15 protein-coding genes are annotated in these 16,609 nt (G+C 58.9%); 1 reads left to right on the plus strand and 14 read right to left on the minus strand.

What is annotated here, in order from left to right:
• From BUB54_RS22180 to badH, 9 genes are all read right to left on the minus strand, one after another.
• The coding region (locus BUB54_RS22180; protein ID WP_139284967.1) for a helix-turn-helix domain-containing protein at positions 1–255 on the minus strand (255 nt) is incomplete at its 3' end.
• A 289-nt stretch (positions 256–544) separates the two neighbouring features.
• Positions 545–1,546, minus strand: coding sequence for a SphA family protein (locus BUB54_RS16655; protein WP_082075807.1), 1,002 nt, complete (start codon positions 1,544–1,546; stop codon positions 545–547).
• Positions 1,547–1,730: 184 nt separating this feature from the next.
• On the minus strand, positions 1,731–3,770 hold the full coding sequence (locus tag BUB54_RS16660; protein WP_048880513.1) for a 3-hydroxyacyl-CoA dehydrogenase NAD-binding domain-containing protein: 2,040 nt from the start codon (positions 3,768–3,770) through the stop codon (positions 1,731–1,733).
• A 47-nt stretch (positions 3,771–3,817) separates the two neighbouring features.
• Entirely contained in the window at positions 3,818–4,978 is a 1,161-nt protein-coding gene (locus BUB54_RS16665; protein ID WP_048880512.1) for an acyl-CoA dehydrogenase family protein, read from the minus strand.
• Between the two features lie 17 nt (positions 4,979–4,995).
• Complete coding sequence (locus BUB54_RS16670; RefSeq protein ID WP_048880511.1) at positions 4,996–5,766, minus strand: enoyl-CoA hydratase-related protein; 771 nt, start codon at positions 5,764–5,766, stop codon at positions 4,996–4,998.
• Between the two features lies 1 nt (position 5,767).
• Positions 5,768–7,441, minus strand: a complete 1,674-nt coding sequence (gene aliA, locus BUB54_RS16675; protein WP_048880510.1) for a cyclohexanecarboxylate-CoA ligase — start codon at positions 7,439–7,441, stop codon at positions 5,768–5,770.
• A gap of 44 nt (positions 7,442–7,485) precedes the next feature.
• Positions 7,486–8,637 carry a cyclohexanecarboxyl-CoA dehydrogenase gene (gene aliB / locus BUB54_RS16680; RefSeq protein ID WP_048880509.1) on the minus strand — a complete coding sequence of 384 codons (1,152 nt, stop codon included), beginning with the start codon at positions 8,635–8,637 and terminating at the stop codon, positions 7,486–7,488.
• A 13-nt stretch (positions 8,638–8,650) separates the two neighbouring features.
• Positions 8,651–9,433 (minus strand): 2-ketocyclohexanecarboxyl-CoA hydrolase, encoded by a 783-nt coding sequence (badI, locus tag BUB54_RS16685; protein ID WP_048880508.1) that lies wholly within the window; start codon positions 9,431–9,433, stop codon positions 8,651–8,653.
• Positions 9,434–9,454: 21 nt separating this feature from the next.
• The gene (badH, locus tag BUB54_RS16690) at positions 9,455–10,222 is read right to left on the minus strand and encodes a 2-hydroxycyclohexanecarboxyl-CoA dehydrogenase (protein ID WP_048880507.1); all 768 of its coding nucleotides are present in this window, start codon (positions 10,220–10,222) and stop codon (positions 9,455–9,457) included.
• A gap of 210 nt (positions 10,223–10,432) precedes the next feature.
• On the opposite strand from badH, the gene BUB54_RS16695 reads away from it, so the two are divergent.
• Positions 10,433–10,936, plus strand: a complete 504-nt coding sequence (locus tag BUB54_RS16695) for a MarR family winged helix-turn-helix transcriptional regulator (RefSeq protein ID WP_139284969.1) — start codon at positions 10,433–10,435, stop codon at positions 10,934–10,936.
• 55 nt (positions 10,937–10,991) lie between these two features.
• Here the strand turns inward: BUB54_RS16695 and BUB54_RS16700 are convergent, their stop codons facing one another.
• The 5 genes from BUB54_RS16700 to BUB54_RS16720 form a co-directional block, all read right to left on the minus strand.
• Positions 10,992–12,014, minus strand: a complete 1,023-nt coding sequence (locus BUB54_RS16700; RefSeq protein ID WP_048880505.1) for a zinc-binding dehydrogenase — start codon at positions 12,012–12,014, stop codon at positions 10,992–10,994.
• A gap of 469 nt (positions 12,015–12,483) precedes the next feature.
• Positions 12,484–12,606, minus strand: a complete 123-nt coding sequence (locus BUB54_RS21860) for a hypothetical protein (RefSeq protein ID WP_264797783.1) — start codon at positions 12,604–12,606, stop codon at positions 12,484–12,486.
• Between the two features lie 211 nt (positions 12,607–12,817).
• On the minus strand, positions 12,818–13,018 hold the full coding sequence (locus BUB54_RS22185) for a hypothetical protein (protein WP_048880504.1): 201 nt from the start codon (positions 13,016–13,018) through the stop codon (positions 12,818–12,820).
• A gap of 299 nt (positions 13,019–13,317) precedes the next feature.
• The gene (locus BUB54_RS16715; protein WP_048880503.1) at positions 13,318–14,472 is read right to left on the minus strand and encodes a glycosyltransferase family 9 protein; all 1,155 of its coding nucleotides are present in this window, start codon (positions 14,470–14,472) and stop codon (positions 13,318–13,320) included.
• The gene (locus BUB54_RS16720) at positions 14,469–16,547 is read right to left on the minus strand and encodes a tetratricopeptide repeat-containing sulfotransferase family protein (RefSeq protein ID WP_048880502.1); all 2,079 of its coding nucleotides are present in this window, start codon (positions 16,545–16,547) and stop codon (positions 14,469–14,471) included. Before BUB54_RS16720 ends, BUB54_RS16715 begins: the two co-directional genes overlap by 4 nt.
• Positions 16,548–16,609 lie beyond the last annotated feature (62 nt).

A 16,609-nucleotide genomic window follows, 5' to 3' on the forward strand; every position in this document is an offset into this window, starting at 1 on the left:
TGCCCCGGGGCGGGGCTCATCGTACAGCCCATCCAGACCATCGCGAGCAAACCGATTGCGCCACACGCCAGCGGTATGGGCGCAGACATTCAGCTTCGTCGCAATATCCTTGTTGGTTAGACCGTCCGCCGCGGCAAGCACGATGCGGGCACGTAATGCCAGCGACTGTGGCGCTCCATGCTTGCGGATCAGAGCCGTCAGGGCAGCTTCCTCAGCATCATCCAACATGACAGCAACCGCACGACCCTTCGACATCCTAGCCTCCCCAAGTTTAAGGTTTAGCCAGAATGTAGACTACTTTCCGATCAGGACACTAGAACCAGGCAGCCAGCCCATTACGGCATCTAGAGCCAAAGCCGGGGCGGCAGCATGTGACAGAATGTCCGTAATCCGCAAACGCAGATTACGGAACGCATTCGTGCTTCCTCCGCCATCCGGGCGTTACAACCGGCATAATCCCGGGGCTCAGAACGATTACTCATTTGATGGAGGTTCTGGCCCATGCCGAGCGAACGCCTGCCGAGTTATTGAATAAACAGGATTTTTAAAAACGAGTTGTCAGACGGAGATCAAAGAAATCTCCCGCGACATCGTTCCTGGTGGCAAAGCCATGGTTCCATACCGCGGTAAGGCCTAGACCGTTCTTGAACTGATACCCTACGATTGGTCCCACGCTGTAATTCGAAACCTTCGTATAGGGCACCGGAACGCCGTTTAGCGTATCGTTTGCCAACTGATTTTCCTGGCTGCCACCAACGCCAAGCGACCAGGCGCCGATGGTCTTCGTCACCGTATAGTCGGCTGAGAATTCGGTCGCGGAATGGTAACTCTCGCCATCATGGTTGGTGGAACCGACATTGACCGTGTAATGCGTGCCGATACTCACATCCCAGCCATTCCACAGCCAGCTCACCCCGAAATCCGGCTGCATTGTCGCGAAGGCATTGCCCGAGGGCGCTCCGCCATTGGTGACATGACCACGATAGAAATCGTTCATGGTCGATGAGGCGGTCGGCAAGAGCACCGTCAAGCCGATTTTCACATAGAGATTTTCGGGAAGTTTCCAGGACACCATACCCGGTACCAGCACCGTGTTATAGGTGCCGAGATTGCCGCCGCCACCGCCAAAGGCGTGCTGAAAAGGCTGGAAAGAGGTATAGTCAAATGGCTGGCCAATGGCGGCGGCATAATCGCCGCCCAGAAATTTCACGCCAGGAACCCAAAGCACAACAGGCACGATGACCAGCGCGGTAAGGTGACTGCCAGGCACCTTGTCCCCCGAGCCATAACCTTGCGCGGCGCCAAGCGGCTGCCCAAAGACGCTGTAGGACGCGTAATAAGTATCAAGCTCTCCATAAAACCCCGGAGGCGGCAAGGCGCCCGCCGGCAGTCCCTGGAAAACGCCACGCAAATACGGATCCCACAACTCCTCCGCCTTGGCGGGCGCAACGGAGAGCAGCGTCACCGCCGCCGTCGCCGCAAGACACAGAATCCCAGCGCCGGGCCGCATACGCGCCTGGCAGGCCTTGAACATCCCGTCTTTCATATTTTTCCCTTATCTTACTTTTTATGATGTGTGCATCTTGAGGAAAACCAACCCCATATCAGCTAACGAATAAATTTCTTGCTATATGCTTTTAAAAATGACCTTACGCGGACTGTTGACGGATACCGCCATCAACCGGGCGGCGCATGTTCCCCGTGATATCGCGCCGCCCCTGTTCGTTTTTTTACAACAACAAATCAACATCACCACGCCTGAAGCCAAAGCCCATCGCTTCGCCGATGATATCAAACCCTTCCTCCAACTTCGCACGCCCCTGCCCGCGCGCCCAATGCACCGGCCCGCCCATCCAGCGTGGAAAGCCATAGCCGTTCACCAACACGACATCGATGTCAGAAGCGCGCTGGGCGACTCCTTCCGCCAGCAGCAAGGCCGCCTCATTCGCCATCGTCATCAAGGCGCGGCGTTGAATTTCCTCCGGCGACAAATCGCGGCGGCGAATTCCGCGCTTTTCCGAAGCAGCGGCGATGATGGCGCGTACAGTCTGGTCTGTTTCCTTGGCGCGCTTGCCGCCATCATATGAGTAATAGCCTATATTGCTCTTGCGGCCGAAGCGGTCTTGTTCGCATAACGCTTCCAATACCGGGACATGACGTGCTCGCGGGTCGCGCCCGGCGGCGCGGGACTTACGCATGCGCCAGGCAATATCCAGCCCGGACATGTCCATAACCGCAAACGGCCCCATGGCGAAACCGAACGCTTCAAGCGCCTCATCCACCTGTTCCGGCCAGGCGCCATCCTCCAGCATGAACTCGCAGTGCGTACGATAGGCATTGTAGATGCGATTGCCGATAAAGCCGAAGCGGTTTTCACACATCACCGGTAATTTCTGTAGCCTTTTGCCCAACTCCATACCGGCTGAAAGCACATCTGGCGTGGTTTGCGCGCCTTGCACCACCTCAAGCAATTTCATGACATGCGCCGGGGAAAAGAAATGCAGCCCCAGAACATCCCGTGGACGACTGGTGGCGGCGGCGATCTGATCTATGTCGAGATAGGATGTGTTCGTCGCCAGCACGGCATGCGGCTTGGCATACGCGTCAAGCTGCCGGAATACCTCCTGTTTGACAGAAAGATCCTCATACACCGCCTCGATGATCAGATCCGCGGAGTCAATCTCTTGCCAGCCGTTAGCCAAAATCAAACGTTCGCGGGCGCGCTCCGCGCTACTGAAGCTGATCTTGCCCGCCTGCGCGCGTTCATCAAGCTGCCGCAGCAATCCGGCACCGGCCGCCGCCAGCAGCGCGGCATTCTGGTCCAGCAATATGAGCCAAAACCCAGCTTCCAGCACGCTAAGGGCAATGCCGGCCCCCATCGTGCCCGCGCCGATGACCGCAATCGTTTCAAGCTGACGCGGTTTCTGGCGTAGAGATTCCGGCAGGCGCACCGCCTCGCGTTCCGCGAAAAAGATATGGCGCAGCGCCGCCGCTTCTGGGCTTGCCCTCAGCGTCTCGAATGCGTGCCGCTCATGCTGCAACGCCTCGGCGAACGGCACTTCCGCTGCCTCCTTCACCGCGGCGATGGCGGCCCGCACGGCCGGGCGCCCCTTGCCCGTTTTCACCGCGGCCTGCGCCGCCGCCTCAACGGCGCTAGGCGCGTCCGCCGGCACTGTCCTGGCGCTCACCGGCCGCTTGGCGGAGGCAGGACCATGCAGCCAGGCAATGGCGGCTCCCGGCAGGTCGTCAGGCGCGATATCGTCCAATATGCCTTGCCGCAGCGCTTCGTCGGCCTTTAGCTTGGCGCCCGTTCCGATCAGCCTGATGGCGGCGGCCAGGCCGGTTAGACGGGGCAAGCGCTGGGTGCCGCCGGCTCCGGGAATGATGCCGAGCGTGACTTCCGGCAGCCCCACCACGGCCGAGGGCAAGGCGATCCGCGCATCGCACGCCAATGCCAACTCCAGGCCACCGCCAAGCGCCGCGCCGTTCAGCCCCGCCACGACCGGCTTCGGGCAAGCCTCCAGCACCGCCAGCACCTCCGGCAGAGTCGGCGCAGAAGCCGGCTTGCCGAACTCCCGTATATCCGCCCCGCCCACGAAGATATTGTCAGCGCCAAGCAACACGCCTCCACGCAATAACGCATCGCCCGCGAGCCGGGCCAAAGCCTCCATCAACCCCGCCCGCACCGTTCGCGACAATGCATTCACCGGCGGATGGTCGATGGTCATGAGCAGCACGCCATCGCGTACTGCAAGGTTCAGCACGCCCATGGCGCTCTCAAGACGATCTGTGGGTTGAACATGGAATGTCGCCCCTCTTAATGAGATTTCAGCAATTCACGGCCGATGATCAATTGCTGGATCTGCGTCGTACCCTCATAAAGCCGCAGCAGCCTGACATCGCGGTAGAACCGCTCCACCTTGTATTCATTGATATAGCCAGCGCCGCCATGAATCTGCACGCCACGGTCCGCGACGCGGCCAACCATCTCCGTGCAAAACAGCTTGGTGCAGGAGGCCTGCATGCTGATTTCCGGATCGCTCATATGAGGCGGCTTGAGATCGAACCGGCGGCTGACATCCTGCACCAGCGACCAGCCGGCTAGCATCTCCGCCTGCGAATCAGCCAACATGGCCTGAATAAGCTGAAACTCTCCAATCGCCTTGCCGAACTGCTTGCGCTCCCGCGCATAGGCCGTGCTTTCATGCAGAATGCGCTGGGCGATACCGCAGGACACGGCGGAAATATGCAGCCGCCCGCGGTCCAGAACCTTCATCGCCGTCTTGAAGCCCTGCCCCGGCACGCCGCCAATGATGGCGCTGGCGGGCACACGGACATTTTCCAGGATCACGTCGCAGGTCTTGGTTCCGCGCTGGCCCATCTTCTTATCCGTCTTGCCCAGCCGTAAGCCGGGCAGAGCCGCCGGAATGATGAAGGCGGACACGCCAGACGCTCCCGGCCCGCCCGTGCGCGCCATCAAGGTAAACGCGCCCGCGCGCGGAGCGTTGGTGATAAAGCGCTTGGTGCCGTTCAGCACATACTCATCCCCATCCGCCTCGGCACGGGTCTTCAGGGCCGCCGCGTCGGAGCCTGCATCCGGCTCCGTCAAGGCGAAGGACATGATCAACTCACCCGACGCCACACGCGGCAAAATTTCATGCTTCTGCGCCGGCGTGCCATCCATCAAAATGCCTTGCGAGCCGATACCGACATTCGTGCCAAACACGGAGCGGAATGCCAGGGCAGTGCGGCCCAGTTCAAACGCAACCTGGCATTCCTGGCTCATTGAAAGCCCTATGCCGCCATATTCCTCGGGGATGGAAAGGCCGAACAGGCCCAGCTCCTTCATCTCCTCGACAATATCCTGAGGAACCTCGTCATACTCCTCGACATGGTTTTCCGCCGGCACCAACCGCTCCTGAATGAAGCGGCGGATGGTGTCGAGCAGGATCGAAAAGGATTCTGAATCCAAAGCCATATTAGCCTCCTGGCAGATCAGCTATGGGTGAAATTCGGTGTGCGCTTCTGCAGGAAAGCCTGCATGCCCTCACGCGCGTCGGCACTGGCGAAGCGTGCGTACAGCGCGCGCCGCTCGAACAGGATGCCTTCTGTCAGACTGGTCTCGTAGGTGCGGTTCACCGCCTCCTTGATCGCCACCAGCGCGGGCGTTGAAAAGCTGGCGATCTTTTCAGCCAAAGCCAGAGCTTGCTCCAGCAGCGCCGCATCCGGCACCACACGGGAAACCAGGCCGTAGCGCTCAGCCTCCGCCGCATCCAGCATCCGGGCGGAGAGGCACATATCCATGGCCTTCGCCTTTCCTATGGCGTGCGCCATGCGTTGCGTGCCGCCAGCCCCAGGCAGCAAGGCCAGCTTGATCTCCGGCAAGCCGAACCGCGCCGATGCGGCGGCAATCACGATATCGCATGTCAGCGCCAACTCGCAGCCGCCGCCTAGCGCCACCCCCCCCACCGCCGCGATCACCGGCTTGCGCACCTGACGCAGCATTTCCCAGTTCCGGGTAATGAAGTTTTCAGACATGGCCCTGGCGCAGGTCATGTCCGCCATCTCAGAAATATCGGCGCCCGCCGCGAAAGCCTTTTCATTGCCTGTAACAATGATCGCGCCAACGTCAGGATCATTGTCAAACGCCAGCAGGGCCGAGCCTAATTGATCCATCAGCGCATTGTTCAACGCATTCATCTGCGCTGGACGGTTGAGCGTGATCAACCCAACGCGCCCTTCGATACGGGTCAGCACATCCATCATCTCAACTCCGCTCAGCCTTTGCCGATTCCTCGACCAGCCTTTGGCGCAATATGTTCCGAACCTTGAATTTCTGGATCTTGCCTGACGGAGTTGTCGGCATCGCCTCAAGAATTTCCAGCCGCTCCGGCACATATTGTATCGCCACCTGCAGGCCGCGCAGATAATCGGCGATATCCCGCAACGTCGGTGGGGCGTGCGCCTCATGCGGCACCACGAAGGCGCAGGCGCGTTCCCCCATGCGCGCATCGTCATAGCCGACGATGGCAACCGATGCGATGGCTGGATGTTGATAGAGCAGCGCTTCGATCTCGACGACGGGGATATTCTCTCCGCCCCGGATGATGACATCCTTGCTGCGCCCGGCGATGCGGATATAGCCGCGCTCATCCATGCGGGCGATGTCGCCGCTATCGAACCAGCCCTCCTCATCCATGGCGTTCAGATGCGCGCTCTTGAGATAGCCGCCGAAATTCGAACAGGAGCGCACGAACAACCTGCCTTCCACGCCGGGCGGCACGGGCTGATCCGTGTCGTCGAGAATTTTCACCTTCACGCCGGGCAGCGGCTTGCCATCCGTGTTCACTGCCCGCTCATCGTCATCTTCCGGCATGGTCAGCGTCACCGCGCCGTTCTCCGTCATGCCCCAGGCCGAAATGATCTTCGCCCCAAGAGTCTCTTGCGCCTGCGCCACCAACGGGCCGGGAATGGGCGCACCGGCGCAAAGGAAGCAGCGTAGAGTGGGCACCGGTTTGCCGCTTTCCTCAACCTCATGCGTGAGATCCATTAGGAACGGCGTGGACGCCATGGTGAAGCTGACAGACTCGGCACGGATCACCTCTGCCGCCTTCGGCGCCTGCCATATATCCTGCAAAACCGCTCTGGCCTGCAGGATAATCGGCATCATCAACCCGTACATAAAGCCGGTCTGATGCGCCATCGGCGAGGCCATCAAAATCGTGTCATTCGCGCCCAGGTGCAGCCGTGCCGCATATGCCTGGATATTGGAGATCAGCGTGTTCGCGCTATGCATCACCCCCTTGGGCTGACCTGTGGTGCCGGAGGTGAAAAGCAGCTGCGTGATATCATCGCCTCCGGGGCGATGGGTTGAAAGAATCGCCTGCGCATCTGGCGCCTTTTCCCATTCCGCCCCGCTCAACAGCGCCTCGAAACTATCCTCTCCATCCCCGCCCGCGACAATCACCCGCTCAAGCCTGTGGATTTCCGTCTGCAATCCCTTTGCCATCGCCTCATAATCAAACTTCCTGAATAATTTCGGCACGATGAACAGGCGCGTCTCGGCATAATCCAGCATGAAGCGCAGTTCGCGTTCACGAAAAATATGCATCAGCGGGTTCATCACCGCGCCGATCCGCGAACAGGCGAGATAAAGCAGGAAGAGCTCCCACGAGTTCGGCAACTGGCAGGCTACGACATCATTATGCCCGATCCCCAGCCTTGAAAGGCCAACCGCGATACGGTCCGCCATGACAGACAGCTCGGCATAGGTGAAGCGCCTGACGTCGCCTCTCTCAATCCTATAGGCGGTTAGGGCCAACTTCTCCGGGCAGAGGCGCACGGCATCGTCAAGCGCATCATTGATCGTCCGGTCAAGCCAGAATCCTCCGGCCACCATGGCATCGCGGCGCTGCTTCAGCAACACGGCATCGAACTGCATGGATCGTTTTCCTCGTTGGATTGATTATTATTGTTGCTCTAATTTTATATCGATACGGCTTTGCGGCCCGCCCTTGTCCGGGCTATGATTGTCTTCATGATTTGCGCCGTGCCATCGCCGATTTGAAAGCCCAGCACGTCGCGCAGACGCTGTTCCATCACGCCATGGTCGTATCCGCCGTGCCCGAAGCAGAGCAGGCATTGATGCACCACTTCATAAGCCAGCTTCGGCCCCCACCATTTGCACATTGCCGCCTCGGCGGTGTGTGGCAGATGGCGATCCTTCAGCCAAAGGGTCTGCAGGCACAGCAGGCGCGCCGCTTCCACCTGGGTGTCGAAATCCGCCAAGGGATGGGTAACGCCCTGGAAAGATGCAAGCGGCTTTCCAAATGCCTCACGCTGAGCGACATATGCCCACGCCTCCTCCAGCGCCACGCGTGCCACAGCAAGAACCTGCAGCCCGATCAGCGCGCGGGAGAAATCAAACCCCTGCATCACCTGCACGAAGCCCTTATTCTCGTCCCCCAAGCGGTGCCTGACCGGCACGCGCACATTTTCAAAAAAGACCGATCCGCGCCCGATGGCGCGCTGGCCGTGGCAATCGAACCGGTTGGTGGCGATGCCAGGGCTGTCCATTGGCACCAGCAGCGCCGTCACGCCATGCGCGCCGGCATCCACACTACCGGTGCGGCCGAACACCACGGCGGCATCAGCCTGGTCCGCAGCCGAGATAGAGGTTTTCTCGCCATTCAGCACATACTCGTCGCCATCCCGTTCGACGCGCAGGCGTAGATTCGCCGCATCCGAACCGCCACGTGGTTCCGTCAGCGCAATGGCAAACAGTACTTCTCCAGCCACCAGCTTTGCCAACCAGGGCCTCACAACGTCCGGCTCGCCGTGCTCGGCGAGAATCTGCCCGTTCAGAGAGGCCAGTAGGTTGATATAGGAAATTGATAGATCCGCCCGAGCAATCTCCTCATGGATCACCCCTGCGGCAATGCGGCTCATGCCCAGTCCGCCATATTCTTCCGGCAATTCCGGTGCGATGAACCCCATCGTTCCCATCTCGCGCATCAATTCGCGGTCCAGCACGCGGGTTTTGTCGCGCTCCAGAAATCTAGGCGCCACCCGCGCCTGGGCAAAGCGCCGGGCCTGATCGGCCAGCGCCTGCAACTCTTCGTCAATATACGGATTCATCTCGCTCTCCCGCTTATTTCACGAATTTTCGGAATTCGGGCTTGCGCTTCTCCTTCAGGGCGGTCACGCCCTCACGCGACTCTTCCGTATCGTAATAAAGCTTCAGCGCGTACATGCCCATGCCGGCGATACCGGCCTGATGCGCCGTGTCCATATTGAAACTGCGCTTGGCGATGGCGAGCGCGGTGGGTGAGCGTTCGCACAGCTCCTCGCCCCATTTCTGCACCTCTTCGTCAAGCTGCTCGTGCGGCACACAGAGATTGGCGAGCCCCATGGCTTCGGCCTCTTTACCAGAATAGCGGCGGCACATATACCAAATCTCGCGAGCTTTCTTCTCCCCCACCACGCGCGCCAGAAACGCCGTGCCATAGCCCGGATCCACCGAACCCATCTTCGGCCCCACTTGGCCGAAAATGGCCTTTTCTGAACAGATGGTCAGATCGCAGATCGTCGCCAGCACGTTGCCGCCGCCTATCGCATAGCCCTGCACACGGGCAATCACCGGCTTCGGCACATCTCGGATGGCGGTGTGCAGCTCTTCCATCGGCAGGCCGATCGTGCCGCGCCCATCGTAATTGCCATCATGCGCCGATTGATCGCCGCCGGTGCAAAACGCCCTCTCCCCCGCGCCCGCGAGAACGATCGCGCCAATGGATTTATCGTACCCCGCACGGTTCATCGCCTTGATGATCTCATCGCAGGTGGTTCCGCGAAACGCGTTCATCTTTTCAGAACGATTGATGATGATCCAGGCCACGCCGTTGCGGACTTCGTAAAGAATATCTTCGTAGCTCATGACGTTTCCCTTTTTGTCTTGTTAGCCATTCATGGTGAGGCCGCCTGAGACGCTCAGCACCTGCCCGGTTATGAATCCCGCATCGTCGGACCCAAAAAACACAATCGCCTTGGCCAGATCATCGGGCTTCCCCAGCCGGCCAAGCGGTATGGCGCGCGTGAATGCCTCGATGAGCTTTTCCGGGTTCGCAGCCCCTTCGGCCACGCCAGCCAGCAAGGCCGTATCCGTGGGGCCGGGGCAGACAACATTTAGCGTGATGCCGTGCCGCGCATGCTCACGGGCCAAAGTCTTGCTCAAGGCCACCAGCCCGCCCTTGCAAGCCGCATAGACAGCCTCGCCCGAGGAACCGACGCGCGCCGCATCGGACGCGATATTCACGATACGGCCATATTTGCGCGCCGCCATGCTGGGCAAAACGGCATGGTGCATATGCAGCGCACCAGTAAGGTTGATGGCGATCAGCTTTTCCCACTCCGCCGGCACGGTCTGCAGGAAAGGCTTGAACACATCCCACCCGGCATTATTCACCAGCACATCCACCGGGCCTAGCGTGGCTTCCACGGCAGCCACCGCCGTATCCACGGCGGCACGGTCCGTAATGTCGCACTTGAACGCCTGGGCCACACCGCCCTGCGCCATAATATCGGCGGCAACTTGTTCGGCCGCCTGCAGATTCATATCAAACACCGCGACCTTGGCGCCCCGCGCCCCGAACAACCGGCAAGTCGCGCCGCCTATCCCGCCGCCGCCGCCCGTTGCAATCACGATTTTGCTCTTAAGACTGTCCATATCCCGCCTCCGAAATAGCTCGGAACCATTTTGATTCAGCTATACGCCCGCCAAGATTATATGTCAATGTATTTACATAAAACAAACTCTCCCTCATCCATCCGCCCCAAAGACCAGGCGTCCTTGGGCTAAACGAGTGGACAATACGAATCATTTTACGCAATTTAAGGAGGAAAAAAATTGAACTCTTACCGGAATATGGCTGCTTTCATGTCCCCCAGCACCGAACAGAACATGGGCACGGCCCGCCTTGAGATGTCCAACCGGATTTTCTTCCGGCTCTATCAATGCGCCAATATGTTGCACAAAACCGGTTCCCGCGCCGTGCAGGAGGAGGGGCTTACAACCCAGCAATGGGCGATTATGGGGGCCCTCTCCCGCCCCAAATCTGCCAGCGGCATGGCCGTGATTGAACTGTCACAATATTTAATGGTCACACGGCAGAATTTGTCCGCAGTTCTGAAGCGCATGGAAAGCGCCGGGCATGTCGTCATCCAACCAGATGAGCGTGACCGCCGCTCACGGATCATTCAGATCACCCCTATGGGGCGAGAGATTTGGGAGAACAAAGCGCTTCCGAAAATCAGGGCTTACTATGAAGAAGCCCTGGATGAATTCTCTTTAGGTGACATGACCCATATATTACATTATATGATCAAGCTGCTTGAAAATATGAAAAAGATCGATGCACGCTCGGGGGTCCAGGATGAATAAATTTCAAGCCGCTTAAGGTGCAATTTGACTGAAGTAAACTCAAATACATCCTGACTTAGCTGATTCTGATGACAAGCTTGCCCATCCGCACCGGATCTTCCAAATGCTGGAAGGCTTGCGGTACTTCGGCGAACGAATAAGCCCGGTCAATCAGCGGGGTAAACTCACCAGCCTCCCAGGCCCGGACAAGCCGCCGGAACTCTTCCAGACTCCCCATAGTGGAGCCATGCACCGAAAGCTGCCTAACGAACAGCCTTTGAATATCGGCAGATGGGTGCGCGCCCGTGGTGGCGCCGCAGGTGATTAAATGTCCGCCTCGCGCCAGCATACGCAAGGAGAGCGGCCAAGTACGTTCCCCCACATTGTCGATGACAATATCAGCCCCTTCCTGGTCGGTAAGTTCTCCCAGGCGGTGCGGCACGTCCTCTACGCGGTAATCGATGGCATCAACCCCCAGGCTACGGAAATGCTCCAGCTTTTCTTCACCCGACGTGGTCACAATCACCCGCGCCCCAGCCATCCGCGCCAACTGCATGGCGGCATACCCTACCCCGCCGCCAGCACCTTGCACGGCAACCACCATGCCCGGCGTCACCTCGGTCTTTCCAAAAACCATGCGCCATGCGGTGAGATACGCAACCCCAAGGCACGCGGCCTGCTCCATGTTCACGCCATACCGCAATTTCACCAGAGACCGGGCCGGTACCACGACATACTCGGCAAAGGTGCCGTGCCTGTGTTCTCCCAAAATGCGCGCGGTCACGCACAAAGGCTGATTTCCGACCAAGCAGTGGCGACAATGACCGCAAAATTCGTAGGGGTACAAAATTACAGGGTCCCCTGAATTGAAGCCGGAGCCCTCAGGAGCCTCCACCACGCGACCAACGCCATCGACTCCCATGATCAAAGGCATTTCATGGCGGATTCCAGCGCCCGAATCACGCATATAGAGGTCAACGCGGTTCACCGTCGCTGCCACCATCTTCACCTTAGCCCATCCGGCTGGCGCCTCAGGCTCTGGCACATCCTCCCAAAAAACGCCAAGAGGCCCACGTTCTTTTAGTATGACGGCTTTCACCTTCACCTCCGGTCTTTATATGTAAATATATTTACGCAATACCTTGGCGCCGATGCAACTGAATTTGGAGGATTCGCCTACGCTGGACTTGCTTCGGAAAAGTGGAGTGTGAACGGCGGGCCAAAATCAGGCCACTTTGAGGCCCCTAATTCCACCTACTGAAGGCTGCATGTTGATTTGCGCTGAGATTTGGCTCTGACTCATACCAGCCCGCCTAAACAGTGACACACGCCCAATCTCGTTTTCCGATTGAGGTGATACGGTTTGGGTCTTTGACGAACCAGTTCCAGGCTGCTTTGCGGGCTTTGAGGATGTCGTCGTAGCTGTCCCAGACCCGCGCACACAGCATGTTCTGCCTCAGAAAGCTGTGAATCGGCATGGAATAAGGGCTCTGACGTAATTTTGATGTAATTACGTGATTGCTTGGTATTGAATTTGGTAAGGGAATCAATGCCATGAAGCGATTTCATCAAGCTTCGCTCGTGCCTGATGGATTTGCGATCGAAGGCATGGACACAACTGGCGCCACAATGGTGGCGACCGTCCGCGCCACGAGCGCGGCCAGCCAATGTCCGGCTTGCGGCGCCTCCATCAAGGAAATCGTCCTGCGGACAGGTCACAGCCGCAAGCTCGTCCGCAGCGTCATACGCGGTCAACGGACCGATGTCTTTCGCGTGCGGCAGAACTCGCTTGAGGCGCATTTGCCCTGGCTGGACGAGCAGAGGGCGGCCCCGGGCTGCGCAATGGCGCCGAACTCTGGCGGAAGCTCTAGAAGCTGGGCTTCCGGCGCAGCCTTCGGGTCGTCAGCGAATGGGCATCCCATCGCCGCCGATCAGAAAAAGCGGAAAATGCCTTGGCCATGCCCCGTCTGCCCGAACCATTGCACGCCTCATGACGATCGGCAGGGACACTCTCAGCAAAGCCGAGACGGTGACGATCGCCACGATCGAGACCGGCGTACCGTCGCTCGTCGAAGCCCGATAGATCGACGCCTTCCACAGCATGATCCGCAAGAAAAGCGCGAACGAACTGGCGCCATGGCTCGATCAGCACTCCAGTATGCATCGACCACTCTAGCCTGAAGCTAGTCGAGTTTCGCGCGCCCATACATCTGCCGCTTGATCAGTTTGAGGCGCATGATCTGTCCCTCTGTCTACAGTTCATAGTCGCATCAGCGAGAGTTTCGATACAGAATACCTACATAAAGCATTCAAATTTTATCGGATGATCAAAGGTTCGAGTCTTCTCCTGAAGCTCGGTTGATTTACTCCGGGACTCTTAGCCCCTCGCTGGGAACTTGAGCTTAGTTATGCGCACTGGCAAAAATTTTCAGTTTGTTGGCAACAGCTTGTATAACCCCCTCCCAATCGCCCCGCCTTGCCTGCCGGAACAACCGCGTTGATGGATACCAGGGCGTATCATGGCGGCTCATCAACCAGCGCCAATCGGGAATGAAGGGTAGCATGACCCATACTGGCCGTCCCAAAGCGCCCGCCAAATGCACCGGAGACGAGTCGACGGAGATCAGCAAATCCGCGACGGTGAGAATCGCTGCCGTGTCCTCAAAATCCCTAATCTCCTTCGCCAAGCACATCACTTTCATGCCCGCTGTCGCCGTGGCGGCCTCCGCCTCCGCTGGTCCCTTCTGCACGGCCAGAAACGTCGCCTGTGCCTCCGCGAGCGGCGCGAATTGTGTCAGCCGCATTGAACGGTTGGCATCATTGGGGTGCGTCGGCCGGCCCGCCCAGACCAGTGCGACTAATGGACGGGGTAAGCCCTGCAATCTCTCACGCCATAACGCCAGACGCTGGGGATCGGCTGTAAGATAGGGCATGGCGCCAGGCAGATCGCTCAGCTTCAGTCCCATTGCCATAGGCAGGCTCATCATCTCGCAATGACAATCAAAAGCCGGTGGCAAGCTGCCGTGGGCAACGATATCATCAAAGCCGCCCATGCGCCGTGCCAAAGGCAGGGCTTCACTGTTTATCTCCAGCACAACACGCCCTCGGCTGCGTTCCCGCGCCCAAGGCACAAGGCGCATAAACTGAAACGTGTCGCCGAAGCCTTGTTCATCATGGATCAGCAATGTCTGTTTAGCGATCTCCCGCCCGTCCCAGCGCGGCCGCTGTACTTTTCGGTCAATCCGCTCCGTATGCGGCAGGCTGTAGCGATAGCGGTACTCCCGCCAGCCCCGTTCAAAATCGCCCGACAGGAGCAAGGTCTCCGCAAGATCAAACCGCAGAGCATAATCACCTGGCATATGCGAGACCAGCATTTCCTGGATACGCCGCGTCTCATCGATCTGCCCCTGCGGGCGGATGGCAGTGGCTAGCTGCCGCCACAGCACGAGCGGGCCACTGCCAGTCGCAAGATGCGGGCGCAGCAGCGCTTCGGCCTCCTCGTAACGTCTGTCATTAAGCAGGCTCTGTGCTTGCCGCCCGACCCCGGCGCCGGTCACGCCGCGCCTTTACCGAGCGCGTCCAACAACGGCCCGAGCCAGGACTCATAAGCCTTCCACCGCCCCTTGGAGCTTTTGTATAGTGGCTGCCGCACTTGGTTGACGCTGGCCGTGCGCACCACCCGGCTATTGGTCTGGAATTCCAGGCAAGCCGCATCCCATGGCAGGCCCATAAATTCGATCATCCGCCGCGCCTGCTGCTCCACGTCGTCAACGATCTCTTCGTAATCAATCTCCAAAAACCTCTCCGGCGGTAAGATCGCACGCCAATGGGCCATCAGTTTCTCGTAAAGTCGGTAGAACTCGCCTAGTTCGGTCTGGCTATAGGCAAAACGCTGCTCACCGCTGAACAGCTTCGTATAGCAGGAAAGGCAAGTATCCACCGCATTGCGACGCGCGTGGATGATTCTGGCTTTCGGTAGAAGCATCGGAATGAGCCCGGCATAGATGAAATTTCCCGGCATCTTGTCGACAACCCGCACGCTGCCCTGTGCCAGCTTTGTTATCTCGTTGAGATAAGCTTGCCCCATGCGGGTAGTTTCCGCGCCGTCGATCACCTCAATGCCGTAGGGGAAGTTCATGCTGCGCTCGACCACCAGCCTGAGTGCCGATAATTCGCCCGCCCCGGTTACTTGCGTGTGCGACGATAATATCTGTTCGATCAGGGTCGTTCCAGAGCGCGGCATACCGATCACGAAGACCGGCAACTCTGAGGCAATCGTGGAACGGGCAAATGCTTTATACTTTGCCTGGCCAAAACGCTCGATCACGTTGCCAAACTTCTCCTTGGTCGCAGCCGAGCTATAGTCAAATAGGCCGCGCTGCAGCCGGTTGCCTTCATCCAGATATGCGAAAGCCTTCGCGGGTTCCTGCAAATCCATATACGCCTTCGCCAGAGCGAAATGCGCCTTGACCCTGTCACCTAGCGGACGGCGTTCGCCCTCCGCCAAGCAAGCCTCCAATGGCGCCAGAACGGGCTGGCCAGGCTTGCAGGTCTGCAAATCCGTCAGCATGGAGAGTGTCTGAACCGAATTCGGAAAATGCGCTATGGCGTGGCTGAGAGCGGCCATTGCTTCGTCTTTCCGTCCGGCCTCCATTAGTAGAGCGGCACGGCCCGTCGCCGCTTCCTCTGCCACGGCGCCCGGCAAAGTTTCCGCCCGTTCAAACGCGATCAGTGCATCTTCGGTACGGCCAAGCGACTGCAACACCGTAGCCAACGTATTGTGCGCCTCGGCACTTTGCGGAGCGTACAACACCGCCTTGCTGGCAAAATCCAGCGCCTCCTCCAGCCTCTCCAAATGGCGGAGTGCCTTGGCATAGGCCATTAACGCTGCCGGATGCTGGGGCGCAAACACCCGCAACATGTCCAACACGCGCAATACGTCTTCATACCGGTATCGAGACAGTTCTACTTCGGCCAAGTTTAAATAGGCATCAACCAGCCGCGGATTGAGGTCAATGGCGAGGCGCGCTTCAGTAGCGGCTTCATCGTGCCGACCTTGCGACGAGAGGAGAAAAGCGAAATTGCTATGAGCCTCGGCATAGTCAGGGGCCAGTGCAAGCGCTCGACGGTAATGCTGCGCAGCCTTGTCGAAGCGGCCCAGCCGTCTGTACGTATTCGCCAAATTATTCTGCGCCTGCGCCCAGTCCGGCTGGAATGCCACGACTCGCTCCAGGCAGGCGGCGCTTTCCTCGAACTTACCGCATTCCTGCAGAATGATGCCAAGGTTGTTCCACCCCATCACTAAGGCGTCATCCATGGCGATGGCCCGCCTCGCCATGGTCTCGGCTTCGTCAAGCAGCCCCTTCTGCCGGCACATCTCCGCCAGATTGCTGGCATATACTGCTGGCGCCCGTGGGGCCAGACAAGCTTGGCGCAAATGGGCAATGGCAATATCCGTATTGCCATAGGCATGAGCGATCAGCCCCATCAGATGCAACGCATCGGCCTGACCCGGCCATATTGCCAGCACACGCTGGCAATATTGTTCGGCCTGGTCGGCTTGACCTGCATTCCAATGCGCATGTGCGCGTTGCAGGGCGGCCTCTATGTTCAAGTCGGACTGTGTTGGCACGGGAAAGCTCTAATAAAACGATTTACGTGATAACAGTTTAATCCACCCGTTCGAACACGGCT

The organism is Acidocella aminolytica 101 = DSM 11237, from assembly GCF_900129125.1.
GTDB lineage: Bacteria > Pseudomonadota > Alphaproteobacteria > Acetobacterales > Acetobacteraceae > Acidocella > Acidocella aminolytica.